The organism is Moraxella sp. CTOTU47616 (genome assembly GCF_032017465.1).
Lineage (GTDB): Bacteria > Pseudomonadota > Gammaproteobacteria > Pseudomonadales > Moraxellaceae > Faucicola > Faucicola tetraodonis.
This window is the reverse complement of record NZ_DALZPU010000003.1, coordinates 112939-136087: the sequence shown is the minus strand read 5'-3', so window position 1 is coordinate 136087 and position 23149 is coordinate 112939. Positions and strand designations below refer to the sequence as shown.

The window sequence follows — 23149 nt, the reverse complement described above, 5'->3', positions numbered from 1 at the left end:
ACAATATGAGTATGCAAGATACCGTTGCTGATATGTTGACTCGTATCCGTAATGCACAAATGGCTCAAAAAGCGTCTGTGACTATGCCAAACTCAAAACTACGTAAATCAATTGCTGATTTGCTAGTGAAAGAAGGTTATGTTGCAACCGCAGAAACTCAAGAAGTTGGTACAGGTAAAACTGAATTAACTATCGAGTTAAAATATTTTGAAGGTAAACCAGTTATTGAAACGATTAAACGTTATAGTCGTCCAGGTTTACGTCAATACCGTGGTAAAGATGCACTACCAAGTGTCCAAAAAGGTCTAGGTGTAGCAATCATCTCTACCAGTAAAGGCATCATGAGCGACCGTGAAGCTCGTGCAGCTGGATTAGGCGGCGAAGTTATTGCGTTCGTAGCTTAATCAACATTAAGAGGGACAGGCATAGTTTGTTGTGCCTGTTCGTTTTTTTATCACTTTTATAGGAATTACCCGTATGTCTCGTGTGGCTAAAGCCCCTGTAGCACTACCAAATGGTACAAGTGTTACTTTGAACGGTCAGCAGGTTGAAGTTAAAGGTAGCAAAGGTACGCTAACTTTACGCCTGCATGATTTGGTCGAGCTAAAACAGGAAGATAATCAAATTATTCTTTCACCAAAATCTGACACCAAAGACGGTTGGATGCACACTGGTACAGTTCGTGCATTATTAAGCAACATGGTTAAAGGTGTTACTGAAGGCTTCGAACGTCGTCTACAATTGATTGGTGTTGGTTATAAAGCCGCTGTTGCTGGCAATAAAGTTAACCTAAACTTAGGTTACTCACACCCAATCGAATATGTACTACCTGAAGGTGTTACTGCTGAAACTCCAACTGCGACTGAAATCGTGTTAAAATCTAGCGACAAACAAAAGCTAGGTCAAGCAGCAGCAAACATTCGTGGCTATCGCCCACCTGAGCCTTACAAAGGTAAAGGCGTTCGTTATAGCGATGAGTATGTCGCTCGTAAAGAAGCTAAGAAAAAATAAGGTGAAATGACATGTTTGATAAAAAAGCTGCTCGCCTTCGCAGAGCGAAAAAAACCCGTGCACATATCCGTGGTTTAGGCGTAAATCGTCTATCTGTTAATCGTACTAACACCCACATCTATGCACAAGTTATCTCACCAACGGGTGGTGAAGTATTAGCCCAAGCTTCAACGTTAGATACTACTTTACGTGCTGGTCAAACTAGCAACATCGAAGCTGCAACTGCCGTTGGTAAATTAATTGCAGAACGCGCTAAAGCTGCCGGTATTACTAAAGTTGCGTTTGATCGTAGCGGTTTTAAATATCATGGTCGTGTTAAAGCATTAGCTGAAGCCGCTCGTGAAAATGGATTGGAGTTCTAATCATGGCAAAAGTTGAACAAACAGACGGTTTAGTAGAGCGCTTAGTCACAGTTGGCCGTGTATCTAAAGTTGTAAAAGGTGGTCGTATCTTTTCTTTCACCGCACTCACAGTGGTAGGTGATGGTAATGGTCGTGTTGGTTTTGGTCGTGGTAAAGCGCGTGAAGTGCCTGCAGCGATTCAAAAAGCACTAGAAGCTGCCAAACGTAATATGATTACCGTTGATTTAGCAGGTACAACCCTTCAACATCCTATTACTGCTAGCCACGGTGCAAGCCGCGTGTATATGCAACCAGCCTCTGAAGGTACCGGTGTTATCGCGGGTGGTGCAATGCGTGCAGTATTAGAAGTTGCAGGCGTAGAAAACGTATTAGCAAAATGCTATGGTTCAACCAATGCCGCTAACGTTGTACGTGCAACTTTCAACGGGTTAAAAGAAATGTCTTCTCCTGAAAAAGTTGCGGCAAAACGCGGCAAATCAGTTGAAGAAATCTTGGGCTAAGCTAAGGTGATAACATGAAAAAAATGAAAGTTACTCAAGTAAAATCGAGTGCCCATCGCCTAGCAAGCCATAAAGCTTGTTTGAAAGGTTTAGGGTTACGTCGTATTGGACATACTGTCGAAGTTGAAGATACCCCTTCGACCCGTGGTATGGTAAACCGCGTTAACTACTTAGTTAAAGTGGAGGAAGTATAATGGGTCTACGTTTAAATGAATTGAGCCCAGCTGAAGGTTCAAGAAAAAATAAACTTCGCCGTGGTCGTGGTATCGGTTCTGGTATCGGTAAAACCGGTGGTCGTGGTGTCAAAGGTCAAACCTCACGTACAGGTTCTGGTATTCGCTCAGGTTTTGAAGGCGGTCAGATGCCTTTATACCGTCGTTTGCCAAAATTTGGTTTCACCAGTAAACTTGCAATGGTAACGGCAGAAGTGCGTTTATCAGAATTGAACCAAGTTGATGGTGACGTGGTAAGCGTTGAGTCTTTAAAAGCAGCGAATATCATTCGCCACGATATGCAACGTGTTCGTATCATCCTTTCAGGTGACGTAACCAAAGCATATACTTTTAAAGGTGTTAAAGTGACTAAAGGTGCTAAAGCGGCTATTGAAGCAGCTGGTGGTACTGTTGAGGAGTAATCCTACATGACTAAGCATTCAACATCGATGAATCCTCTAGCATTTATTCGTAAGTACGATGAATTATTTAATCGTTTACTATTTTTGTTGGGTGCTTTAGTCGTCTATCGTTTCGGTTCACACGTACCTATTCCTGGTATGGATCCAGAAAGCTTATCGAAATTTTTTCAAACCAATGAAAATACTATTTTAGGTTTGTTTAATATGTTTTCTGGTGGGGCATTAGAGCGGATGTCAGTCATGGCACTCGGGATTATGCCTTATATTTCTGCTTCAATCATTGTCCAGATGATGACGGCGGTTATACCATCATTGGATGCATTAAAAAAAGAAGGCCAAGCCGGTCAACGCCAAATCAACAAGTATACACGCCAATTAACCCTTGCCTTAGCTTTGGTTCAATCAATTGGTATGTGTACAGGTCTGATTAGTCAGAATCTTACATTGACCAGTGGTCTTGGTTTTTATATTCCTGCGGTAACCTCGTTGGTTGCAGGGTCGATGTTTTTGATGTGGTTAGGTGAACAGATTACTGAACGTGGTATTGGTAACGGTATTTCAATGCTAATTTTAGCGGGTATCGTAGCGACTTTTCCACAAGTGGTCACACAGTCAATTAACTCTGTCCAGCAAGGTCAAATGAATATGATTGCCTTGTTGATATTTAGTTTATTGGCGTTAGCAGTGGTGGCAGGGATTGTGTTTATTGAGCGCGCCCAGCGCCGTATACCAGTCAACTATGCCCAAAAGCAATCGCAAGAACGAAAAATATATGCACAGCAGCAATCGCATTTGCCATTAAAAATTAATATGGCAGGGGTGATACCAGCGATTTTTGCTAGTTCATTATTATTATTCCCAGCGAGTTTAGGACAGTGGGTGGGTCAATCACCCAATCCCAATATTTTTCAAAGCTTTTTGCAGAATATGGCATTAGTGTTATCACCGGGTCAGCCGCTGTATTTGGTAATTTTTGCAGCCTTGATTATTTTCTTTTGTTATTTTTATACCGCGTTGGTATTTAGTCCAAAAGAAGTATCAGAGAATTTGAAACGAAGTGGGGCTTATATTCCAGGCATTCGTCCAGGTTTACAAACTCAACGTTATTTAGATCATGTGCTAAATCGCTTAACCTTTATTGGTGCGATTTATATGACAATTATCTGTTTGATGCCGATGATATTGCAATCTGCGTTTGGTATTCCGTTTCATTTAGGCGGTACCTCAGTACTGATTAGTGTGGTCGTGATTATGGACTTTATTGCCCAAGTTAAAGCGCACTTAATGACTCACCAATACCATGATTATTCGCTGATGCAAACCATGGAAGTCAAGCATTCATAACTACTACTAGGAGCTGAAAATGAAAGTTCAAGCATCTGTAAAAAGAATCTGCGGTAGCTGCAAAATTGTGCGCCGCAAAGGCGTTGTTCGCGTTATTTGTAGTGCAGAACCGCGTCATAAACAACGTCAAGGTTAATCTAAATTGTTAGATTGGACTTGAAATCAGGTAGCGGATACTGTATTATCCGCTACTTGTCGTTATTTTGTCACATTTGTAGATAACCAAATGTCTCAAAATGCTACATCAGTAGATGATTAATTCATCTTTTCCTTATAATTGGAGAAATGTCAATGGCTCGTATTGCCGGTGTAAACATTCCGGACAACAAGCACGCTATCATTTCACTCACTTATATTTTTGGTATTGGTCGTACCACTGCTGCTAAAATTTTAGAAGCGGTAAACATTGCGCCAACTACTAAAATCAGTGAACTAAATGATACTCAGCTTGATGCTGTCCGTACCCAAGTTGCAGAATATGCGACTGAAGGTGACTTGCGTCGTGAAATCTCGATGAATATTAAACGTTTAGTAGACTTAGGTTGCTATCGTGGTTTGCGTCATCGTCGCGGTTTACCAGTAAATGGTCAACGCACAAAAACAAATGCGCGTACTCGTAAGGGTCCACGTAAAGCAATCAGAAAATAATTAACTTAGGAAGCTAAAAGATGGCAAAAGACACTCGTAGTCGCAAAAAAGTGACTCGCCGCTCGGTAGCTGAGGGCGTAGCGCACATCCATGCGTCTTTTAATAACACCATTGTAACGATTACCGATCGTCAAGGTAATGCTTTGGCTTGGGCCACCGCTGGTGGACAAGGCTTCCGTGGTTCACGTAAATCTACACCATTTGCTGCCCAGGTTGCGGCTGAAGTGGCTGGTAAAGCAGCACAAGAATATGGTGTCAAGAATGTTGATGTCTTGGTTAAAGGTCCAGGACCTGGTCGTGAGTCTGCGGTAAGAGCCTTAGGTGCATTGGGTTATAAAATAAACAGCATTAGCGATATAACCCCGATTCCTCATAACGGAACTCGTCCACCGAAAAAACGTCGCGTATAAGGAGACTTTCATGGCCCGTTATCTAGGTCCAAAATTAAAACTTTCTCGTCGTGAAGGTACTGATTTACAATTAAAATCAGGCGTAAAAGCGTACGAAGAAAAAACCAAAAAAGCTGACCGTGCCCCTGGTCAACATGGTAATCCACGTAGCAAAACGTCAGAGTATTCTGCACAGCTTCGTGAAAAACAAAAAGTAAAACGCATTTATGGTGTGTTAGAGCGTCAATTCTCAAATTACTATAAAGAAGCTGCGCGTATGAAAGGCGCAACTGGCGAAAACTTGCTTCAAATGTTAGAACGTCGCCTCGATAACGTTGTTTATCGTATGGGTTTTGGTGCAACTCGCGCAGAAGCTCGCCAATTAGTTAGCCACCGTGCTATTCTAGTAAAAAAAGCGGGTCGTGATGAGTTTGTTCGTGTGAACATTCCTTCAATCCAATTGCAAGATGGTGATGTGATTGCTGTACACGAAAAAGCCAAAGAACAATTACGTATTAAAAACGCAATTGAATTGGCAGGTCAACGTGGTACACCTGTGTGGTTGGAAGTTGATCACAGCAAATTGCAAGGTACTTTTAAACAAGCGCCAGAGCGTGCTGATTTACCAACCGAAATCAACGAAAGCTTAATCGTTGAGTTGTACTCTAAATAATTAATTTTACTATAAAGTCGAGGTGACAAATGATGCTAAATGCTACTGAGTTTCTTACACCGAATGCCATTCATGTGGACACGGTCAATGAAACACACGCCAAAGTCACGCTCGAACCGTTAGAACGAGGTTTTGGGCATACATTAGGTAATGCCCTACGTCGTATTCTATTATCTTCATTGCCTGGTGCAGCTGTAATCGAAGCTGAAATCGAAGGCGTTGATCATGAGTATTCAACCCTTGAAGGGTTGCAAGAAGATGTGTTAGATCTATTATTAAATTTAAAAGGTTTAGCGATCCAATTGCATGATCAAAATGAAGTATTCTTGACCCTTGACAAACAAGGTCCTGGCACTGTACTAGCATCAGATATTGAGTTACCTCACAATGTAGAGATTATCAATCCTGATTTAGTTTTAGGTACTTTAAGTGATCGTGGTCATTTAAAAATGCGTTTACGTGTAGCAGTAGGTCGTGGTTATGAGCCTGCCAATGTACGTAAAGATTCTGGTGATAACAAAGTTATTGGTCGTTTAAAATTGGACGCTAGCTATAGCCCAATTTTACGCGTGGCATACCAAGTTGAAAATGCCCGTGTCGAACAGCGCACTGACTTAGACCGTTTGGTTATCGAACTTGAAACCAATGGCACCATCGATCCAGAAGAAGCGATTCGCAAAGCAGCAACGATTTTGCAGCAGCAAATTGCCGTATTTGTTGACCTTGAAGCGGAAGCTACCCCAGAACCTGTTAAGGAAAAAGAAGAAGTTGACCCTGTGCTACTTCGCCCAGTGGATGACTTGGAATTAACGGTTCGCTCAGCAAATTGCTTGAAGGCGGAAAATATCTATTACATTGGCGATTTGGTACAACGCACCGAAACTGAGTTGTTAAAAACCCCAAATCTCGGTAAGAAATCATTAACTGAAATCAAAGACGTCCTTGCTTCTAAAGACTTAGAGCTTGGTATGCGCCTTGAAAATTGGCCACCTGCTGATTTACGTGTTGATGACCGCTTCTCTTACCGTAGCCGTTAAAATTTAAAGGAAGTTTGACCATGCGACATCGTAACAGTGGAGTTAAGTTGGGTCGTACCAGCAGCCATCGTAAGGCCATGTTCCAAAATATGACCAACTCACTATTTGAACATGAACTCATCAAAACTACTCTTCCTAAAGCTAAAGAGCTTCGCCGTGTGGCAGAGCCACTAATTACTTTGGCAAAAGAAGATTCAGTTGCTAACCGTCGTCTAGCGTTTAACCGCTTACGTAATAAAGCGACTGTAGGTAAATTATTCACGACACTAGGCCCACGCTACAAAGCGCGTCCAGGTGGTTATTTACGTATCATCAAATGTGGTTATCGCGATGGCGATGCTGCACCGATGGCATACGTTGAATTAGTAGACCGTGACTAATCATACTGATTAAAAAAACCCCATAGGTTCGCGCTTATGGGGTTTTTTGTTTATAGTGATAAATCCTCAATTAACCTTTGGAAAAATGATGCAATTGAGTTTTGATGTGCTAGTGATGTTAACGTTGGTCGCAGGGATTGCGGGATTTTTAGATGCCATGGCAGGGGGTGGCGGCTTATTGACCATTCCTGCCCTGTTAATGGCAAATGTTCCTACGCTTTATACCTTGGGCACCAACAAGCTGCAAGCAACGGCAGGTTCGCTCTCTGCCTCTATTACCATGATACGCAAAGGCAAAATTCACCCCAAGCAAATTTGGCGTTCGATTATCGCCTGTTTTGTGGGAGCCGTGCTAGGCGCCATGGCTGTACAACTTTCTCCGCCAGTGTTATTAGCCAAAGGCATTCCTTTTTTAATCGCGCTTATTGGTATTTATTATCTGTTTGCACCCGCTATTGGTGAGGTCAAATCTGCACCACGAATCAGCAAAAAAAAATGGCAATATGGGATGTCACCCTTGATTGGCTTTTATGATGGCTATTTGGGCCCTGGTACAGGGATGTTTTTTGCACTAGGCGGTATCACCATGCGGGGCCTGGATATGATTACCGCGACTGCCAATGCCAAGTTACTCAACTTTACCAGCAATGCAGCATCGTTGATGTTTTTTATATTGGGTGGAAAAGTGCTTTGGTCAGTGGGGCTTGCTATGATGGTGGGGCAATTTATCGGTGCTTCATTGGGCGCGCAGATGGTGGTCAAAGGCGGTACCAAGTTTATTCGACCAGTGATTGTGGTGATGTGTTTTGCGATGCTAATTAAATATGTGTTTTTTTCTTAATAATTTTTATTTATGATAGCGGTAGCATTATTCATACTTTGAGTATCGAGAATATGACAACTGAAATGATTTTAAGTATCTTTCTTGGGATTGGCTTAGCGGCAAGTAGCGGGTTTCGTGTGTTTGTACCGCTGTTTGCGCTCAGTTGTGCTGCGTATTTTCATATCATTCCCCTTAATGATAGCTGGCAGTGGGTGGCATCTACGCCTGCGTTAATTATTTTGGGTGTAGCCAGTATTGCAGAGTCGATCAGTTATTTAATCCCGTTGGTTGATCATCTGTTAGATACGGTTGCTGTACCGCTCGCAGGGATTGCAGGAACATTGGTCATGGCTTCGACATTGACCGATATGAGTCCTGCCATGACTTGGGCGCTAGCGATCATTGCTGGCGGCGGCGCCGCGGCTACGATAAAAGGTACAGCTGCCACCACGCGCGTGGCTTCGACTGCCACGACGGGCGGTTTGGCAAATCCCGCTGTTTCAGTGGCAGAGACTGGGACAGCGATAGGGCTGTCGGCTTTGTCGATTTTTTCACCCATGTTTGCGATGATTGCGTTAATCATTGGTTTACTGATGATGATTTGGGTGGTAATAATGGTTAAAAACCGCGTCAAACGCTAAGGCATCTTGCCTGTTTCTTGTAAAGAAAGCGTGCCATCTTGACCCACGATAATATGGTCAATCAAAGTCATATCGACAAGCTGACACGCTTTTGCCAAACTGCGAGTAATTTCCAGATCTGCCTGTGACGCTGTGGCAGAGGTGCTTGGATGATTATGGGCAATAATAAGCTGACTTGCCCCGTATTTTAACGCACAGCGCAACACTTCCCGCACACACACCGAGCACGATGAAATACCACCTGTGAATAATACCTCATACTGGATTAAGGTGAGTTGATTGGTCAAAAACAGCACCGCAAACACTTCGCGATTGAGCGGTCGCAGCTGCGTAGTCAGATAGTCTTTGACTAACTGACTGGCGTTAAGGGTAGGGGCTTGTTTGACTTGGCTGGCAAGGTAGCGTTTGCCCATTTCAAGGCTTGCCAAAATCTGCGCGTATTTTGCCATGCCGATACCATGACACGCCATAACTGCTTCACTAGGGGCAGATAGTAACTGAGCCAGACTGCCAAATTTTTCAATCAAGCCACGAGCCAGTTCGATGGCGGATTGGTCTTTGGTACCTGTGCGTAAGAATATTGCCAAAATCTCGCTATCGGATAGACTCTCAGCGCCTTTTTGCAGTAGCTTCTCTCGGGGGCGCTCGTCTTGGTGCCAGTCTTTGATTGCCATAGGCATTTCCTAATAAATGATGATTAATCATACCTAAAATGGCAGAAAATTGTTACTATAGGCGAAATTTTTTAGTGCTATTATCTTATGAAAAACATCCTTCTTGGTATCACAGGCGGTATTGCTGCCTACAAATCTGCCTCGTTTGCCCGACTATTGATTAAAAATGGCTATGACGTCCGTGTTATTATGACGGCAAGCGCGCAAGCCTTTATTACACCGTTAACGCTGCAGGCCTTGACGGGCAACCAAGTGCATATCGACTTGTTGGATGAGAGTGCTGAGCTAGGAATGGGGCATATTGAACTGGCAAAATGGGCGGATTTACTGATTATCGCACCTGCTACCGCAAATACGATTGCTAAACTGGCCATGGGAATAGCGGATGATTTACTCACTACCGTTTGCCTTGCCACCACGGCACCGATTTTGGTGGCACCTGCTATGAATCAGCAAATGTGGCAACATCCATCGGTCAAACTTAATTTGCAGACGTTAACCGATTATGATTATGAAATCATCCAACCAGCCAGCGGTGAACAAGCCTGTGGTGATATCGGTGAGGGAAGATTGCCAGAGCCAGAGCAGTTGCTTGAATACGTGCAATATTTCATCGCTAGACAAATCACACCACAAGTATTGGCGGGTAAAAATGTGACAATCACCGCAGGTCCAACGATTGAAGCCATAGACCCTGTGCGCTATCTATCCAATCATTCCACGGGCAAAATGGGATTTGCGCTGGCAAAAGCGTGCCGTAATGCAGGCGCGAGGGTAACCTTGATCGTTGGGGGTAAAGTGCCCATACCAACGCCACTACTGGTCAATCGTATCGATGTGTTATCGGCTGAAGAAATGCTAATGACCGCTCGCCAATGCGCTAGTGACGATATATGTGAGTGCCATGACCACCACCATCACGACCATGACCACCCTCATCATGACCATGATCATCACCACCATCATGACCATGATGAATTTGGCAATGATATCGAAGTCGAACCTGTTAGCACAGCGACCGATATTTTTATTGCCACGGCTGCGGTTGCCGATTATCGCACGCGTGATGTCGTGCCGCAAAAGATTAAAAAAACGCAAGATCAGATGGCACTGGATTTGGTGAAAAACCCTGATATTTTGGCGACCATTGCCAAAGAATTCCCTGAGGTTTTTGTGGTAGGATTTGCGGCAGAAACCCAAGATATCGAAAAATACGCCCGTGGCAAGCTTGACGCCAAAAACTTAGATATGATTGCCTGTAATGATGTATCCCGCACCGATATCGGTTTTGGCAGTGATGACAATGCCATGACGGTGTTTTTTAAGGGCAAAGATGCCGCAGTCAGTCTCGAAAAAGCCAGCAAGGATATCATTGCCAATCAGCTGGTCAGCTTAATCGGTAAGCAATTAGCGGGTAAGTTTACCTTGGTAAGATAGTCGCTGATGGCGATTTTTTCCGTTCAGCAAAGCGTTATGCTTTCGATGCTCATGATCCCCGCGATATTTGCCATCGTCAGTATGTTTCATGGGCTGACAGGGATTGGCGTGACGCTGATTGCGACCACAGCATTGGCAAGTTTTTATCCGATGTCGCATGTGCTGCTGCTGACGGTCGTGCCGTGTTTGGTGATTAACTTGGTGGTGTTTTTGGAGGGTGGCAATATTGGCTACTACCTCAAAAAATATTGGCTATTGGTGTTTACTAGTTTTGTGGGCAGTCTGATCGGCACAAAGTTGGTGTTTCTCATCGCACGGCATTATTTGCTGATCGCGCTTGGGCTATTGATTGTCGGATATGTGCTGACCCAGTTTTTGGCAAGTCAAACGGGCAAAAATATTCGACTGCCCAATAATCAACCAAGTTTAATCTTCAGTGGGCTGGTGGCAGGCGTGCTCGGCGGTGCGACCAATGCCATGTCGCCGCTACTGGTGATGTACTTGCTATCGGCTACCGAAGACAGCCTAGACCCCAAAACCGAGCTGATTAAAGCCAGTAATCTGTGCTATGTGGTCGGCAAAATCGCTCAGCTCATCGTGCTGTGGCAAGGGTTTGTGAGCCTACCAACGACAGAATTGGGCGTGATTGGCGTGGCGACGCTGTTGTCGTTGCTGTGTTTGTATATCGGGTTTTATTTTCGTCATAAAATCTCACAAAAAATGTTCAAAAATATGACGTTGGTGATTTTATTACTGTTAGGTGTTAACGCCTTATTCAAAGCTTTTAGTAGTTAATCATTATCGTCTTTTAACATCAACGCTCGTTCATACAAGGCATTTTTCTTAGCCCCTGTGATATCGCTGGCAAGCTGTGCGGCTTTTTTCACCGACAAATCTTGCAACAGTCGTTTTAGCAATTCATCGTGTTGATTATCATGATTCTGTAATTCACTTGCCCCAGCGACCACCAGTACCATTTCCCCTTTTTGCTGATTGGCATCGCTTGCAACAAACTGCTTTAGTTCGCCGAGCGTTGATGGATAAATGGTTTCAAACGTTTTAGTTATCTCACGGCAAAACGTCACTTGTCGATTGTCGCCAAGCACCGTAATCATGTCATCGATACATTCAACAATACGATGGGGCGCTTCATAAAAAATCAGCGTGGCGGTTAAATCCTTGATTTTAGTCAATTCGCTTTGTCGTCCTGCAGTTTTGGCAGGCAAAAAGCCATAAAAATAAAACTTGTCTGAAGGTAATCCTGCGACCGATAGGGCAGCTATGGCAGCACTGGCGCCGACAACCGGTGAGACTTTGATACCTGCTTGGTGACAGGCGCGCACCAGTCGAAAACCAGGGTCGCTAATGAGTGGGGTGCCGGCATCACTGATAAGCGCGATACTTTGACCTGACTGTAAAACTTCAATCAATTTAGGGGTCTGTACTTCGGCATTGTGGTCGTGATAAGCCCAAGTTTTGGTGGGTATGTTAAAGTGATTGAGTAGTTTTCCAGAGGTGCGGGTGTCCTCGCAGGCGATGATAGCCACGCTTTTTAGGCAGTCGATGGCGTGGGCGGTGATATCGGATAAATTACCAATCGGGGTGGCGACGATATAGAGTGTGCCTTGATTTGAAGTCATATTTTTCTCGTTTTCTTTATAAAATTATCGTTCAATGAAAGTTATTTTTGGAACATCTGTGAGACTCGTTAAAACACTAATACAATCACTTTCACCCAGAATAAAGAATTCATTTGGGCGGTTACCCTTCATGTCAAAGACATATTGTGAAGTAAAGCCTTTTCGTAATTTTTCCTGTTCATACCAGCCATTTTCTGAAACAGATAATAACCAATTTTTAGGGTATTCATCATTTGGAAAGTCTAGTAAATCTCCTTCTCTAAGCATTCTAAAACCCATGACATATTCAAAGTCTAAATATACTAACTCATAATCTTGTGGTTTAAATAGCAATGTTACTCGCAATGTACGGCCGTCATAATGAATCGCATCAATGGCGGGAATGAGATTTTCAAAGGGAAGGTTAGGATAAACTTGGCATTTTGGATTTTGCATTGTTTAATTCTCAAAGTATAATAAATTTCATTTTAACATAGTCAATCATCCTTCAAAATGAAACTCACTGCCCCAAAACAACGCCAAGGCGACTATTATGAAATCCTCGCTAAGCACTATCTTGAAGCGCAAGGTTTAACGTTTTTTGCCAAAAACTGGCACTACAAAAACTTGGGCGAGCTTGATTTGGTGATGCTCGAGCCGACACAAAAAACTCCTTGCCTAGTCATTGTCGAAGTGCGTCAACGAAAAGTCAGCCAATTTGGCACAAGTTTAGACAGTATCACCCCCGCCAAACAACGTAAAATCATTAAAACCACCGCAGCTTTTTTACAAGCGCATCCGCAATTTGATAGCTTTGACATTCGCTTTGATGTGGTAAGTTATGAAGGCGCTCAAGCTGCAGGACAGGCTGTCATGCCAACGCCTACGTGGATTAAGGACGCTTTTAGCGTAAATTAAGCATTTTGTATAACGTATAAACTTAGCAAAAATTATGCTATGCTACGCAGCAAAATAGTATAATTTTACCCCTCTTTTATTAGGTATTTCCCATGAACGCACAGGATTTAATTACTTTACTACAACCCCATTTTCCGAGTGGCAAAATCGAAGCCGCCAATCAAGGCAACAAATTTGATGTGCGCGTGGTGGATGACAGCTTTGAGGGTAAACGTGCTGTCGCGCGTCAACAAGCCGTGTTGGGGTTGGTGTCTGATAAATTTGCGTCAGGTGAAATCCATGCACTCAATATCCAAGCGTTGACCTATGCCCAGTGGCATGAGATGCAAGCCAAACAAGCTGCGCAATAAGCCATTTTTAGGAGAAACACATGGATAAATTTTTAATCACGGGTGGCACTCAAGTTAAAGGGGAAGTGGTCATCTCTGGTGCTAAAAATGCGGCATTGCCCTTGCTTGCGGCAATGATTTTGGCAGAAACCCCAGTCACCCTGCACAATGTACCGACACTCAAAGACGTCAATACCTTGGTCAAATTGATTGCGGGCACGGGTATTACCATTGAAAAGAACGGCGATACGGTGACCTGCGATACCAGTACCATCAATAGCTACTATGCCCCGTATGAGCTAGTCAAAACCATGCGTGCATCGATTTTGGTATTGGGACCGCTGCTTGCGCGCTTTGGGCAGGCTGAAGTGTCGCTGCCCGGTGGCTGCGCAATTGGCTCACGCCCTGTCGACCAACATCTAAAAGCCTTGGAAGCGATGGGAGCGACCATTACCGTTGAAAATGGCTATGTCAAAGCCAAAGCACCCGCTAGCGGTCGGCTAAAAGGTTGTCATTTTACCTTTGATGTGGTCACGGTTGGCGGTACTGAAAACACCATCATGGCAGCGGCATTGGCAGAAGGAACCACGCACTTAGAAAACTGTGCGCGTGAACCAGAAGTGGTTGATCTGGCTAATATGCTTGTCAAAATGGGCGCAAAAATTGAAGGCATTGGCACCGCTTATATGACCATTGAAGGCGTTGACAAATTAAATGGCTGTGAGTACTCAGTCGTACCAGACCGTATCGAAACCGGCTCATATCTTGCGCTTGCCATGATGACAGGCGGGGAAGTGACTGCCAAAAAAACCGAAGCAAGCTTAATGCAATCTGTGCTTAAAAAATTTGAAGAAATGGGTGCCCAAGTCACTGTTGGCAGCGACTGGATTAATGTCAAAATGGCAGGTCGTCCAAAAGCGGTTGATATCCGCACATTACCACACCCGGCGTTTCCAACCGATATGCAAGCCCAGCTCATGACAGTTTGCTGTATTGCAGAAGGCACCAGTACCATTATTGAAAATATTTTTGAAAATCGCTACATGCATGTCCCTGAGCTGCAACGTATGGGCGCCAATATCAAAGTCGATGGTCATACTGCCGTTGTTCAAGGCGTCGATAAACTCAATGCCGCGCCTGTCATTGCAACCGATTTACGCGCTTCCATGTCACTGGTAATGGCAGCGGTGGCAGCCCAAGGCGAGACCTGTATCGAGCGCATTTACCACATTGACCGTGGTTATGAGTATGTGGAAGACAAACTGCGCGGCTTGGGCGTCACCATTGAGCGGGTAAAAGGCGAATAACAGGTATAAGACAATGACACAAGCAAATGATGCCAATTATAACGGTCTTACCTTAGCGTTATCCAAAGGGCGAATCTTAAAAGATACCTTGCCCCTACTAAAAAAGGCAGGTATCGAACTACTTGAAGACCCAGAAGAATCACGTAAACTTATTTTTCCGACCACGCATGCTGACGTGCGAATCTTGATTTTACGCGCCAGTGACGTGCCAACCTATGTGGAGCATGGGGCGGCAGATTTTGGTGTAGCGGGTAAAGACGTGCTGATGGAGCATGGCTCAAGCAATTTATATGAATTGCTCGACCTACAAATTGCCAAATGCCGTTTGATGACGGCAGGTAAAGTGGGGCTACAATTACCCAGTCGTCGTCTTCGAATTGCTACCAAATATGTCAATGTGACGCGCGCGTTTTTTGCCAGTCGCGGTGAACAAGTCGATGTGATTAAACTCTATGGTTCCATGGAACTTGCGCCCTTGGTAGGCTTGGGTGATTTGATTGTGGATGTGGTCGATACCGGTAATACCTTAAAAGCCAATGGTCTAGAGCCGCGCCAAGAGATTTGCCAAGTCTCTTCGCGTTTGATTGTCAATCAGGTCAGTTATAAACGCAAATTTGCCCTGCTTGAGCCCATCATCGAAAGCTTTAAGCAAAGCGTCGCTGATAACACCCAGTAACGGTTCAAAAATCACCATGATGCAGCATCTTTTTGTCTATGGCACGCTAGCGCCCAATCGCGATAACCACAGTATTATGACACCCATCAACAACGGCATTTGGCAACCTGCGACTATTCGTGGGCATTTGATGCCAGATGGCGGTTGGGGCTCGGCGCTCGGATTTCCTGCAGTCATCCCAGATGAACAAGGCGACATGGTAGCGGGATGGGTGTTTTCGTCAGATGATTTGGTCAATCATTGGGCGCGGCTAGATGAGTTTGAAGGTGAAGCCTATCAGCGCATTGAAGTAACCGCCACGCTTGACAGCGGCGAGCAAATCATTGCCTTTGTTTATGCGCTGGATGATTCACAAAATTTTTAACCTTATTATTCAATAAAAAAGACGTTAGCATGACGTCTTTTTTATTTTTAAGTGGGCAAAAGTCAAACATATTAGCTTGTTTGGTAAGCTTGAACTATTTTATGGGATTAGCGAATGGGTTTTTAGCCATAAAAGCCGCTTTCATCCATGAAAAATTTGTTATGCTATGGGTTAGTCATTTTTTATTCTTAGGGGAATACCATGCGATTGTTAAATAGCCAACAAGCCAGTTTTGAGCAGGAATTGACAGAGCTGCTTGCTTTTGAAACGGTAAATGATCCAGCGCTACTGGCTACGGTCGATGATATTATCGCGCAAGTGCGTCAGGGTGGGGATGAGGTGGTGTTAAAGCTGACCCAACAATTTGACAACCATCCTGCCAAAACTTTTGCTGAGCTAGAGATTTCACAAGAAAAGCTCAAACAAGCATTTGATGGGTTAAATCCTACAATCAAGCAAGCGCTTGAACTAGCGGCACAGCGCGTCACATCCTTTCACGAACGCCAACGGCAAGAAAGCTGGACGTATCAAGATTCGCTAGGTAATACGCTTGGACAACAAGTTACGCCACTCGATAAAGTGGGGATTTATGTGCCAGGTGGGCTGGCAAGTTATCCATCCAGCGTCTTGATGAATGCGTTACCCGCCAAAGTGGCAGGGGTCGGGCAAATTATCATGGTGGTGCCTGCTCCTCATGGTGAACTAAATCCTTTGGTATTGGCGGCCGCTTATTTGGCGGGTGTGGATAAAGTCTTTACCATTGGGGGCGCGCAAGCGGTGGCAGCGTTGGCTTACGGCACTAACACCATCCCGCAAGTCGATAAAATCACAGGACCTGGCAACAAATACGTGGCAGCCGCCAAACGCGCCGTGTTTGGGCAAGTGGGCATTGATATGATTGCAGGTCCCTCGGAAGTACTCGTATATGCCGAAGGTGTTGCAAATGATAAAGCCGACTGGTTAGCCATGGATTTATTATCGCAAGCTGAGCATGACACCGTTGCGCAAGCGATTTTTGTCACCCCATCTGAGCCATTACTCAAAAAAGTTGCGCAGGAAATCGAAAAAGCCTTAGCAGATTTGCCAAAAGCTGACATCGCTAAAGCAGCGATTGCCAACCGTGGCGCGCTGATTTTGGTGAAAGACCGAGCAGAGGGTATTGAGGTGATTAACCGCATTGCGCCCGAGCATTTGGAGTTATCGGTAGATGACCCAGAGGCAATGGTCAAAGATATCCGCCATGCGGGCGCTATCTTTATGGGTCGCTATACCCCTGAAGCGATTGGTGATTATTGCGCTGGCCCTAATCACGTGTTGCCAACATCAGGTACCGCACGCTTTAGTTCACCGCTCGGCGTATATGATTTTCAAAAGAAATCTTCGATTATTTATTGTAGCGAGCAAGGTAGCCAAACGCTGGCAAAAACTGCTGATATTTTGGCAGTGGAAGAAAATTTGGATGCCCACGCGCGTTCAGCCCGTTACCGTGTGAAATAGGCTCAAACGCGCCTGTGGTAATTCAACAGCTTATGGCAATTCAACGGGGCGTTTAACTCATTTAACTCATTTTAAGGGGGAAGTTAACGCTGCTTTGTCAATACATCTAGACGTAGCCGTTCTTCAGGCGTAAACATCGTCTGCTGTAACGCCACAATTTGTTGCTGTGCTTGCGACACATTACCCAATTTGCCCAGTATTTGATTAGACTGTGTCTGATAAGCTGCCACACGCTGCGCAAATTGCGCTTCGGACTGGTCAAGCTGCTCAAGCCGTTTGACCGCTTCGGGGGAAACGTATTGACTACGCATGGCATTGATTTGGCTTTGCGTTGCCCCTTGCTGCTGCATTTGCTGCGTTTGCGCCAATAACTTGTCAATATTGCGCTGCTGGGTTAGCTTTGTCTGTAGATTTGGGTCGTTAACACTGGCGATATAGGCAGTTTGCGCCTTATCAATGATGGCTTGGCGCTGGTCATTGCTCAGTTGTGCGTTTTGGTTGGCTTCGACGACCGTCATGTTGTAGTCATTGAGGGCTTGTTCATCCCCAAAAAAGGCTTCACGGGTTTTGGCGTCAAAACAGCGGGCTTGCAGCTGTTGTACTGCGCGTAATTGGTTCTTAATCGCAGATAAATCTAATGCGCTGACGTTGGGGTTTTGCTGTACTTTAGGCTTATCTAGCTGGCTGACAGCAGTCAAATAGGTGAGATAATTTTGAAAAATGTTAACCGCTTGGCTTGCGGCAGGCTCAGGCGTATGTTCACGAATATAGGCAATCACCCGTTGTTCAATTTAGCTATCCTTGTAAAGTCATAATGAAGTTTCGCTGTCCTATGGATTAATTTAACCTAAATCAAGAATTTGTGAATCAAATGAAATGACTGATCAGTATATTTTTTGACAAACTCAGTGGATGCAGTATGTAGGTAAGGTTTAGGTAAAGTTAAAAACCAAGTGATGTATTGGCACAATTGATGTGCCATCTACAAAAGCAGACATAAATTATCATTGATTTTTTGCTATGATTTGCTAAGGTAACGGCTAATTTTTCGTTTTTGCTGTTTTTATTTTTTGCCCCTCATTAAAAGAGAATAACTGACCCACTATGTTAGAACTACTATCTGACCCGTCCGCGTGGCTAAGCCTTGCGACGCTTGTCATTCTTGAGATTGTTTTAGGTATTGATAATCTTGTCTTTATTGCCATCTTAGCCAATAAACTCCCGCCGCATCAGCGCGCTAAAGCCCGAAATTTAGGTCTTGGCTTGGCATTGGTCATGCGGCTGTTCTTATTGTCGATTATGTCATGGCTCATTACCTTAACCGATCCCGTGCTCACCTTGGGAAGTTTTGATTTATCGGTTCGCGACATTATTTTATTGGTAGGCGGGGTGTTCTTGCTGTTTAAGGCAACGACAGAGCTGCATGAGCGGCTGGAAGGAAAACCTGAGCATACCAACCAAAGCAAAGTGCAAGCAGGGTTTATGGCGGTTGTCGCACAGATTGTGATTTTAGATGCGGTGTTCTCGTTTGATGCGGTGATTACTGCCGTAGGCATGGCAAAACACCTTGAAATCATGATGGCAGCAGTGATCATTGCCATGGCATTGATGGTGGCTGCGTCTAGAGCGCTCACGGAGTTTGTCGGTCGTCACCCGACCGTGGTGATTTTATGCTTAAGTTTCCTACTGATGATTGGCTTTAGTTTAATTGTCGAAGGACTAGGCTTTCATATGCCAAAAGGTTACTTGTACGCGGCGATTGCGTTCTCAATCTTAATTGAAGCGTTTAACCAAGTAGCCAAACGCAATAAAACCAAATATGAAAATCAAATTCCGATTCGTGACCGTACCGCGGATGCGATTTTACGTTTAATGGGTGGTAAAACCGAAGAAGCGGTTACCCCAGAGAATAATTCAGAATATTTTGATTTTGATAGTATGCCATTTGCGCAAGAAGAGCGTTATATGATTAGTGGCGTACTAGCGCTTAATGAGCGCGATGTACATACCATCATGACGCCGCGCAATGATATCTCTTGGGTCAATATCAACGGTAGCCGCGAAGAAATGCGCGCGCAATTGCTTGATACGCCGCATAGTTTGTTCCCTGTGTGCCGAGATACCATCGATAAAGTGCTTGGGGTAGTACGCGCCAAAGACTTTTTGGATTTGCTCGATAACAATGTCGCAGATATTGAAACCGCCATTAAACCCTTACTTAGTAAGCAGCAGCCTGTGTTTGTGTCAGAGAGCATTGACAATCTAAAACTGCTCAATATGCTCAAAAAAGCCAAAGGTAATTTGGCGATGGTGATTGATGAATATGGTCAAGTTGCGGGGCTAGTGACACCGCTTGATGTGCTAGAGGCGATTGCAGGTGAGTTCCCTGATGAAGATGAAACCTTAGAAATTATCCCCTATGACGATTATTGGATTGTGAATGGCACAGCAAGCTTGCACCAACTACGTTTGGAGCTTGACGATCCAGATTTGCTACTCGATGCCGATCAGTTCACCATTGGCGGATATTTGATTTCGCAGTTGACCGATGTCCCAGAAGTCAATCAAACCATTAATATCGGTGCCTATAAGTTTACCATTCTAGAAACTTCAACATCGCGCATTTTGAAATTAAAAGTTGAACGTGAAGCCCCGATGGTGGCAACGGTGTAAACCAATGCTTGGGTATAAAAAAAGGGGTAATTAACCCCTTTTTTATTACTTTTTTAGGGATATAACAATTAAGGAATTTGCTGAATCGTCAAGGTGATAGTAGGCAAATTGCTCGTTGACGTGGTAGCAGATTGACTGGATACAGGCGCGGATGATAGCGCAGTCAAGGTAATATCCCTATTGGCAAAACGCTGCGTTTGACGCAAGTCACCGCGCAAATCCCCAATCGATAGGTTAAGGGTTTGTGGGCGAGAGGTAGTGGTCATAGCCGTGACCGCCACCGTGGCATTCCCTGCCCAAATACACTGTACATCTGTGGCACAGCGGCTATCATTGAGCACTTTATCAAAAGTCAGATTTAGCTGGTGTTCTTTAACAAAGATGTTTTGCCCCAGTGCAAGCGTGACCGTGCGAGTGGCATTGGTTGGCTGGTTGACTGTTGAAGGCGTTGGCTTGGCAGGCAAAGTGGGCGCAGTCATACAGGCGGTTAATACGCTCGTAGTGAGTAAGGCGATACTTGTGGTTTGAATGATTTTTTTCATCAGTAATTTCCTTTTTTCTTAACGGTTAATTTTATTTCTGGTTTTTAGTTTTGATTTTTAGTGTTATTTTTAGGGGCAAAAAAACGCTGTAGTCCCGCCAATACCAAGTCTTGCCGAATTTCCACGCTGGCTGATAGGTGCGGCTCAAAAGTATGGGCATCACCGCCTGTCATGGTGATTTCAAATTGAGGGTAGCGATGAATGGTTTCATTGATGGCCCCGACAATGGATAACATAATACCATGATGCACCGCGTCTTGGGTATTGGTGCCTGAATCTATACTATCAAAAGTGCCATCAATAATACTAATCTGGCGCGTTCCCGAAAATAGTGACTCGCGCTGCAAATAGATACTGGGGGAAATATAGCCCCCCAAGTGATGACCCTGATCGACCAAATCAATGGTAACGGCAGTGCCGCAGCCAATAACGCATTGTTTTTTGCTAGGCTCGATGATGCCGAGCATTTGTAGCCAGCGGTCAACGCCAAGTTGGGCGGGGTTATAGTCGCTCGACATCAGCGCGTGCTTGGCATGGACTTGGGCAAATTCAAACGGTTTTTGCAATCGCTCTAGGCTTTCTGCAACGTGATTATTGACGGCTTGTCCGAGCACGGATGACACCCCGATAAAATCAGGATTGAGTCGTTCAAGCCGAAAGGTCAACCCTTTGAGCAATTCGGCAGGCGCTTGCAAATGCTGCTCAGCCGCATGATCGAGCACTTGACCGCTATCGTCCGTGAGCCAATATTTTAAGCGGGTATTACCCAAGTCTAGCCAAAGTTTTGTCATAAATAATAGCCTTTGAATGGGATGCTTTATTTGTGTTTATTTGCCTGCAACGATGAAACGGCTGAATCCAAAACTTGAATGGTGCCTGTCCAAATCGTTTGTATGCTGCCATCTGCTTGCTCAATGAGTAGACAGCCTTGCGCATCGATACCTGCTGCAATGCCTGTGATTGATTGCTCAGATAAGGCGTTATGAATTTGCAAATACTTGTTTTTTAATAGGTCTTTTTGGGCAAAATCATGGATAAATTGTTGGCTCGCTTCAGCCGCTTGCAGCTGATTAAATTGCCCAATCGCATTAGTTATGGCATCGCGAACGGGCTGATAAAACTCACTGGGTTGTAAGCGCTGCGCTGTCAAATCTTGCAGGCTTACCGCTTGGTAGTTTAAGCCTTCTTGGGTTTGCTCGGTCAGCACAGGGGCATGGGCAATATTGATGCCCACACCGATAACGATGCCTAGCATGTGACCTGCGACATTGACAGGTTCTATCAAAATACCCGAGAGTTTTTGAAATTGGTCAGGTAGGTTGGCTTGTGGTTGATAAAAACCCACATCGTTCACCCATTTGACACCAATGGTTGGCAAATGCTTTGCCAGTCTTGTTTGATTGATGTGTTCTATGATAGGGATTTGACAGAGCTGATAACCCACGCACAGTGACAAGCGACCATCTAGTCGATAAGATAAGCAAAGATTTTGCGGCAATGCATAGGCTTGTGTCGGCACATACAGCGATAAATAAACATTGCCTAGCGGTGATTGCCATGTTCTGCCATGTTGACCACGTCCGCCTGATTGGGTATCAGCAGTGAGTAAATGGGGGCGGCTAAAATGCGGTCGGTTATGGTCGGTGGGCGACTGGTCGTGATAGCTTAGCACCATCCACTCAATCAGCTGGCTGTTGGTTGAGTGGGTGCTGGCTAAGTGGGTATGGCAAAGCGAATCAATTCTCATAAGGATGGGTACATAGGGTCGGGTTCATAAGCTTAGGCACAATGTTACAAACGTCAAAAAGATAAGTTTGCTATACTAACGCTATTTTTAATCAAAGGAAATGCAAAAAATGATGTATCTGTGGTTTTTGCTGGCGGGGGCATTTGCTGGCACTTGTGCGGGTCTGTTTGGTGTCGGTGGCGGATTGATTATCGTACCTGTGCTGATGGCGATTTTTAAAGCGTATGGCTATCCAAGCGATGTCATTACCCATTTGGCGGTAGGGACATCGCTTGCCACGATTGTGGTGACATCGATAAGCTCCATGCAATCGCACAATAAGCGCGGTGGCGTGCGCTGGGATGTATGGCGCAATATGTCAATTGGCTTGGTGGTTGGTAGTTTTGTTGGTGCTTATATCGCAGATTTATTGCATGGTAAGGTCTTGGCGTTTTTGATTGCTGGCATGGCGCTGTTTATGGGGCTAAAAATGCTTTTGGCTAAAAAATCGGAAGTTATCGCGACCACTCACTTGCCATCTGCGCCTGTGCAAACAGGAGTGGGCGGGTTCATTGGGGCAGCATCGGCGATTTTTGGTATTGGCGGTGGCAGTTTTACCGTACCGTTTTTGAGCCGTTTTGGTTTGACCATGCAACAAGCGGTGGGTACGTCAGCAGCCTGTGGCTTACCGATTGCCATTGCAGGGGCGCTCGGGTTTATGTTTTTTGGCAAAGATGTACAGGGCTTGCCGGCTGAGGCGATTGGCTTTGTGCATATCACTGCGTTTTTGTGTATTTCAGTGATGAGTTATTTATTTGCCAAAGTGGGGGCAAAATTGGCGCACCAATTGCCTGCCAACACCTTAAAGCGCATGTTTGGTGGTCTGCTGCTGATTGTGGGGGCAAAAATGATGCTAGGCGCGCTTGGGATTAATTTATGGTAAAA

At 44.7% G+C, this 23149-nt stretch carries 32 protein-coding genes; 25 read left to right on the top strand and 7 right to left on the bottom strand.

Translation table 11 applies throughout. The annotated features are described in order from the left end of the window. Positions 1–5: 5 nt before the first annotated feature. From rpsH to RTS10_RS04730, 15 genes are all read left to right on the top strand, one after another. Complete coding sequence (gene rpsH, locus RTS10_RS04800) at positions 6–404, top strand: 30S ribosomal protein S8 (RefSeq protein ID WP_065253364.1); 399 nt, start codon at positions 6–8, stop codon at positions 402–404. Positions 405–477: 73 nt separating this feature from the next. Then, the gene (gene rplF / locus RTS10_RS04795; RefSeq protein WP_007115560.1) at positions 478–1011 is read left to right on the top strand and encodes a 50S ribosomal protein L6; all 534 of its coding nucleotides are present in this window, start codon (positions 478–480) and stop codon (positions 1009–1011) included. A gap of 11 nt (positions 1012–1022) precedes the next feature. Then, a complete protein-coding gene (gene rplR, locus RTS10_RS04790) occupies positions 1023–1373 on the top strand; it encodes a 50S ribosomal protein L18 (RefSeq protein ID WP_007115561.1) in 351 nt (116 codons plus the stop codon). A gap of 2 nt (positions 1374–1375) precedes the next feature. Further along, positions 1376–1873 carry a 30S ribosomal protein S5 gene (gene rpsE, locus RTS10_RS04785; RefSeq protein ID WP_007115562.1) on the top strand — a complete coding sequence of 166 codons (498 nt, stop codon included), beginning with the start codon at positions 1376–1378 and terminating at the stop codon, positions 1871–1873. A 14-nt stretch (positions 1874–1887) separates the two neighbouring features. Then, complete coding sequence (gene rpmD, locus RTS10_RS04780; protein WP_007115563.1) at positions 1888–2067, top strand: 50S ribosomal protein L30; 180 nt, start codon at positions 1888–1890, stop codon at positions 2065–2067. Further along, complete coding sequence (gene rplO, locus RTS10_RS04775) at positions 2067–2507, top strand: 50S ribosomal protein L15 (RefSeq protein ID WP_007115564.1); 441 nt, start codon at positions 2067–2069, stop codon at positions 2505–2507. The genes rpmD and rplO overlap by 1 nt, the downstream gene beginning before the upstream one ends. 6 nt (positions 2508–2513) lie before the next feature. Next, positions 2514–3851 (top strand): preprotein translocase subunit SecY, encoded by a 1338-nt coding sequence (secY, locus tag RTS10_RS04770; protein ID WP_007115565.1) that lies wholly within the window; start codon positions 2514–2516, stop codon positions 3849–3851. Positions 3852–3870: 19 nt separating this feature from the next. Then, the gene (gene rpmJ, locus RTS10_RS04765) at positions 3871–3987 is read left to right on the top strand and encodes a 50S ribosomal protein L36 (protein WP_040403280.1); all 117 of its coding nucleotides are present in this window, start codon (positions 3871–3873) and stop codon (positions 3985–3987) included. A gap of 155 nt (positions 3988–4142) precedes the next feature. Then, positions 4143–4499: a 30S ribosomal protein S13 gene (gene rpsM, locus RTS10_RS04760; RefSeq protein WP_007115566.1), complete on the top strand. Its 357-nt coding sequence runs from the start codon at positions 4143–4145 to the stop codon at positions 4497–4499. 20 nt (positions 4500–4519) lie between these two features. After that, a complete protein-coding gene (gene rpsK, locus RTS10_RS04755) occupies positions 4520–4909 on the top strand; it encodes a 30S ribosomal protein S11 (RefSeq protein ID WP_007115567.1) in 390 nt (129 codons plus the stop codon). Between the two features lie 10 nt (positions 4910–4919). Further along, complete coding sequence (gene rpsD / locus RTS10_RS04750) at positions 4920–5561, top strand: 30S ribosomal protein S4 (protein WP_007115568.1); 642 nt, start codon at positions 4920–4922, stop codon at positions 5559–5561. A 29-nt stretch (positions 5562–5590) separates the two neighbouring features. Further along, positions 5591–6598: a DNA-directed RNA polymerase subunit alpha gene (locus RTS10_RS04745; protein ID WP_007115569.1), complete on the top strand. Its 1008-nt coding sequence runs from the start codon at positions 5591–5593 to the stop codon at positions 6596–6598. Positions 6599–6618: 20 nt separating this feature from the next. After that, a complete protein-coding gene (gene rplQ / locus RTS10_RS04740) occupies positions 6619–6978 on the top strand; it encodes a 50S ribosomal protein L17 (protein WP_036593417.1) in 360 nt (119 codons plus the stop codon). Between the two features lie 88 nt (positions 6979–7066). Next, positions 7067–7819: a TSUP family transporter gene (locus tag RTS10_RS04735; protein WP_159771674.1), complete on the top strand. Its 753-nt coding sequence runs from the start codon at positions 7067–7069 to the stop codon at positions 7817–7819. A 53-nt stretch (positions 7820–7872) separates the two neighbouring features. Then, positions 7873–8442 carry a DUF4126 domain-containing protein gene (locus tag RTS10_RS04730; protein WP_007115572.1) on the top strand — a complete coding sequence of 190 codons (570 nt, stop codon included), beginning with the start codon at positions 7873–7875 and terminating at the stop codon, positions 8440–8442. On the opposite strand, the gene radC is transcribed toward RTS10_RS04730, so the two are convergent. After that, on the bottom strand, positions 8439–9116 hold the full coding sequence (radC, locus tag RTS10_RS04725; RefSeq protein ID WP_065253360.1) for a RadC family protein: 678 nt from the start codon (positions 9114–9116) through the stop codon (positions 8439–8441). The genes RTS10_RS04730 and radC overlap by 4 nt on opposite strands. An 87-nt stretch (positions 9117–9203) precedes the next feature. On the opposite strand from radC, the gene coaBC reads away from it, so the two are divergent. Together coaBC and RTS10_RS04715 are read left to right on the top strand one after the other, a co-directional pair. After that, on the top strand, positions 9204–10553 hold the full coding sequence (coaBC, locus tag RTS10_RS04720) for a bifunctional phosphopantothenoylcysteine decarboxylase/phosphopantothenate--cysteine ligase CoaBC (protein ID WP_312539446.1): 1350 nt from the start codon (positions 9204–9206) through the stop codon (positions 10551–10553). A 45-nt stretch (positions 10554–10598) separates the two neighbouring features. Next, entirely contained in the window at positions 10599–11348 is a 750-nt protein-coding gene (locus RTS10_RS04715; RefSeq protein ID WP_312385101.1) for a sulfite exporter TauE/SafE family protein, read from the top strand. Here the strand turns inward: RTS10_RS04715 and rsmI are convergent. Next, positions 11345–12193, bottom strand: coding sequence for a 16S rRNA (cytidine(1402)-2'-O)-methyltransferase (gene rsmI, locus RTS10_RS04710; RefSeq protein ID WP_312539445.1), 849 nt, complete (start codon positions 12191–12193; stop codon positions 11345–11347). The genes RTS10_RS04715 and rsmI overlap by 4 nt on opposite strands. A gap of 24 nt (positions 12194–12217) precedes the next feature. Beyond that, positions 12218–12628, bottom strand: a complete 411-nt coding sequence (locus RTS10_RS04705; RefSeq protein ID WP_007115576.1) for a hypothetical protein — start codon at positions 12626–12628, stop codon at positions 12218–12220. Between the two features lie 57 nt (positions 12629–12685). Between RTS10_RS04705 and RTS10_RS04700 the strand changes: the two genes are divergently transcribed. The 6 genes from RTS10_RS04700 (at position 12686) to hisD (ending at position 17263) form a co-directional block, all read left to right on the top strand. Continuing rightward, positions 12686–13090: a YraN family protein gene (locus RTS10_RS04700; protein WP_312385097.1), complete on the top strand. Its 405-nt coding sequence runs from the start codon at positions 12686–12688 to the stop codon at positions 13088–13090. Between the two features lie 92 nt (positions 13091–13182). Next, positions 13183–13440 (top strand): BolA/IbaG family iron-sulfur metabolism protein, encoded by a 258-nt coding sequence (locus tag RTS10_RS04695; protein ID WP_036594190.1) that lies wholly within the window; start codon positions 13183–13185, stop codon positions 13438–13440. 20 nt (positions 13441–13460) lie between these two features. Next, a complete protein-coding gene (gene murA, locus RTS10_RS04690) occupies positions 13461–14726 on the top strand; it encodes a UDP-N-acetylglucosamine 1-carboxyvinyltransferase (RefSeq protein WP_138018559.1) in 1266 nt (421 codons plus the stop codon). A 13-nt stretch (positions 14727–14739) separates the two neighbouring features. Next, positions 14740–15402 (top strand): ATP phosphoribosyltransferase, encoded by a 663-nt coding sequence (gene hisG / locus RTS10_RS04685; RefSeq protein ID WP_065253353.1) that lies wholly within the window; start codon positions 14740–14742, stop codon positions 15400–15402. A gap of 16 nt (positions 15403–15418) precedes the next feature. Next, a complete protein-coding gene (locus tag RTS10_RS04680; RefSeq protein ID WP_312539443.1) occupies positions 15419–15766 on the top strand; it encodes a gamma-glutamylcyclotransferase family protein in 348 nt (115 codons plus the stop codon). A 201-nt stretch (positions 15767–15967) separates the two neighbouring features. Beyond that, positions 15968–17263, top strand: a complete 1296-nt coding sequence (gene hisD / locus RTS10_RS04675; RefSeq protein WP_312539442.1) for a histidinol dehydrogenase — start codon at positions 15968–15970, stop codon at positions 17261–17263. 83 nt (positions 17264–17346) lie between these two features. Here the strand turns inward: hisD and RTS10_RS04670 are convergent, their stop codons facing one another. Beyond that, positions 17347–18042, bottom strand: coding sequence for a lipase secretion chaperone (locus RTS10_RS04670; protein WP_312539441.1), 696 nt, complete (start codon positions 18040–18042; stop codon positions 17347–17349). A 325-nt stretch (positions 18043–18367) separates the two neighbouring features. Here RTS10_RS04670 and RTS10_RS04665 point away from each other — a divergent pair, with 325 nt between their 5' ends. Then, positions 18368–19936, top strand: a complete 1569-nt coding sequence (locus RTS10_RS04665; RefSeq protein WP_312539440.1) for a TerC family protein — start codon at positions 18368–18370, stop codon at positions 19934–19936. A 68-nt stretch (positions 19937–20004) separates the two neighbouring features. Here RTS10_RS04665 and RTS10_RS04660 read toward each other — a convergent pair whose 3' ends face one another. From RTS10_RS04660 to RTS10_RS04650, 3 genes are read right to left on the bottom strand one after another with little or no spacing between them, the layout of a single operon-like run. Next, positions 20005–20478 (bottom strand): hypothetical protein, encoded by a 474-nt coding sequence (locus RTS10_RS04660; protein WP_312539438.1) that lies wholly within the window; start codon positions 20476–20478, stop codon positions 20005–20007. Positions 20479–20522: 44 nt separating this feature from the next. Then, entirely contained in the window at positions 20523–21269 is a 747-nt protein-coding gene (locus RTS10_RS04655; RefSeq protein ID WP_065253347.1) for a pantothenate kinase, read from the bottom strand. Positions 21270–21295: 26 nt separating this feature from the next. After that, the gene (locus RTS10_RS04650) at positions 21296–22225 is read right to left on the bottom strand and encodes a biotin--[acetyl-CoA-carboxylase] ligase (protein ID WP_312522943.1); all 930 of its coding nucleotides are present in this window, start codon (positions 22223–22225) and stop codon (positions 21296–21298) included. 109 nt (positions 22226–22334) lie between these two features. On the opposite strand from RTS10_RS04650, the gene RTS10_RS04645 reads away from it, so the two are divergent. After that, positions 22335–23147 (top strand): sulfite exporter TauE/SafE family protein, encoded by an 813-nt coding sequence (locus RTS10_RS04645; protein ID WP_050324694.1) that lies wholly within the window; start codon positions 22335–22337, stop codon positions 23145–23147. The last annotated feature ends 2 nt before the right edge of the window (positions 23148–23149 follow it).

Coding starts and splice junctions, on each gene's coding strand:
- rpsH (WP_065253364.1), top strand. CDS start 6: ATGAGTATGCAAGATACCGTTGCTGATATGTTGACTCGTATCCGTAAT.
- rplF (WP_007115560.1), top strand. CDS start 478: ATGTCTCGTGTGGCTAAAGCCCCTGTAGCACTACCAAATGGTACAAGT.
- rplR (WP_007115561.1), top strand. CDS start 1,023: ATGTTTGATAAAAAAGCTGCTCGCCTTCGCAGAGCGAAAAAAACCCGT.
- rpsE (WP_007115562.1), top strand. CDS start 1,376: ATGGCAAAAGTTGAACAAACAGACGGTTTAGTAGAGCGCTTAGTCACA.
- rpmD (WP_007115563.1), top strand. CDS start 1,888: ATGAAAAAAATGAAAGTTACTCAAGTAAAATCGAGTGCCCATCGCCTA.
- rplO (WP_007115564.1), top strand. CDS start 2,067: ATGGGTCTACGTTTAAATGAATTGAGCCCAGCTGAAGGTTCAAGAAAA.
- secY (WP_007115565.1), top strand. CDS start 2,514: ATGACTAAGCATTCAACATCGATGAATCCTCTAGCATTTATTCGTAAG.
- rpmJ (WP_040403280.1), top strand. CDS start 3,871: ATGAAAGTTCAAGCATCTGTAAAAAGAATCTGCGGTAGCTGCAAAATT.
- rpsM (WP_007115566.1), top strand. CDS start 4,143: ATGGCTCGTATTGCCGGTGTAAACATTCCGGACAACAAGCACGCTATC.
- rpsK (WP_007115567.1), top strand. CDS start 4,520: ATGGCAAAAGACACTCGTAGTCGCAAAAAAGTGACTCGCCGCTCGGTA.
- rpsD (WP_007115568.1), top strand. CDS start 4,920: ATGGCCCGTTATCTAGGTCCAAAATTAAAACTTTCTCGTCGTGAAGGT.
- RTS10_RS04745 (WP_007115569.1), top strand. CDS start 5,591: ATGATGCTAAATGCTACTGAGTTTCTTACACCGAATGCCATTCATGTG.
- rplQ (WP_036593417.1), top strand. CDS start 6,619: ATGCGACATCGTAACAGTGGAGTTAAGTTGGGTCGTACCAGCAGCCAT.
- RTS10_RS04735 (WP_159771674.1), top strand. CDS start 7,067: ATGCAATTGAGTTTTGATGTGCTAGTGATGTTAACGTTGGTCGCAGGG.
- RTS10_RS04730 (WP_007115572.1), top strand. CDS start 7,873: ATGACAACTGAAATGATTTTAAGTATCTTTCTTGGGATTGGCTTAGCG.
- radC (WP_065253360.1), bottom strand. CDS start 9,116: ATGGCAATCAAAGACTGGCACCAAGACGAGCGCCCCCGAGAGAAGCTA.
- coaBC (WP_312539446.1), top strand. CDS start 9,204: ATGAAAAACATCCTTCTTGGTATCACAGGCGGTATTGCTGCCTACAAA.
- RTS10_RS04715 (WP_312385101.1), top strand. CDS start 10,599: ATGCTCATGATCCCCGCGATATTTGCCATCGTCAGTATGTTTCATGGG.
- rsmI (WP_312539445.1), bottom strand. CDS start 12,193: ATGACTTCAAATCAAGGCACACTCTATATCGTCGCCACCCCGATTGGT.
- RTS10_RS04705 (WP_007115576.1), bottom strand. CDS start 12,628: ATGCAAAATCCAAAATGCCAAGTTTATCCTAACCTTCCCTTTGAAAAT.
- RTS10_RS04700 (WP_312385097.1), top strand. CDS start 12,686: ATGAAACTCACTGCCCCAAAACAACGCCAAGGCGACTATTATGAAATC.
- RTS10_RS04695 (WP_036594190.1), top strand. CDS start 13,183: ATGAACGCACAGGATTTAATTACTTTACTACAACCCCATTTTCCGAGT.
- murA (WP_138018559.1), top strand. CDS start 13,461: ATGGATAAATTTTTAATCACGGGTGGCACTCAAGTTAAAGGGGAAGTG.
- hisG (WP_065253353.1), top strand. CDS start 14,740: ATGACACAAGCAAATGATGCCAATTATAACGGTCTTACCTTAGCGTTA.
- RTS10_RS04680 (WP_312539443.1), top strand. CDS start 15,419: ATGATGCAGCATCTTTTTGTCTATGGCACGCTAGCGCCCAATCGCGAT.
- hisD (WP_312539442.1), top strand. CDS start 15,968: ATGCGATTGTTAAATAGCCAACAAGCCAGTTTTGAGCAGGAATTGACA.
- RTS10_RS04665 (WP_312539440.1), top strand. CDS start 18,368: ATGTTAGAACTACTATCTGACCCGTCCGCGTGGCTAAGCCTTGCGACG.
- RTS10_RS04660 (WP_312539438.1), bottom strand. CDS start 20,478: ATGAAAAAAATCATTCAAACCACAAGTATCGCCTTACTCACTACGAGC.
- RTS10_RS04655 (WP_065253347.1), bottom strand. CDS start 21,269: ATGACAAAACTTTGGCTAGACTTGGGTAATACCCGCTTAAAATATTGG.
- RTS10_RS04650 (WP_312522943.1), bottom strand. CDS start 22,225: ATGAGAATTGATTCGCTTTGCCATACCCACTTAGCCAGCACCCACTCA.
- RTS10_RS04645 (WP_050324694.1), top strand. CDS start 22,335: ATGATGTATCTGTGGTTTTTGCTGGCGGGGGCATTTGCTGGCACTTGT.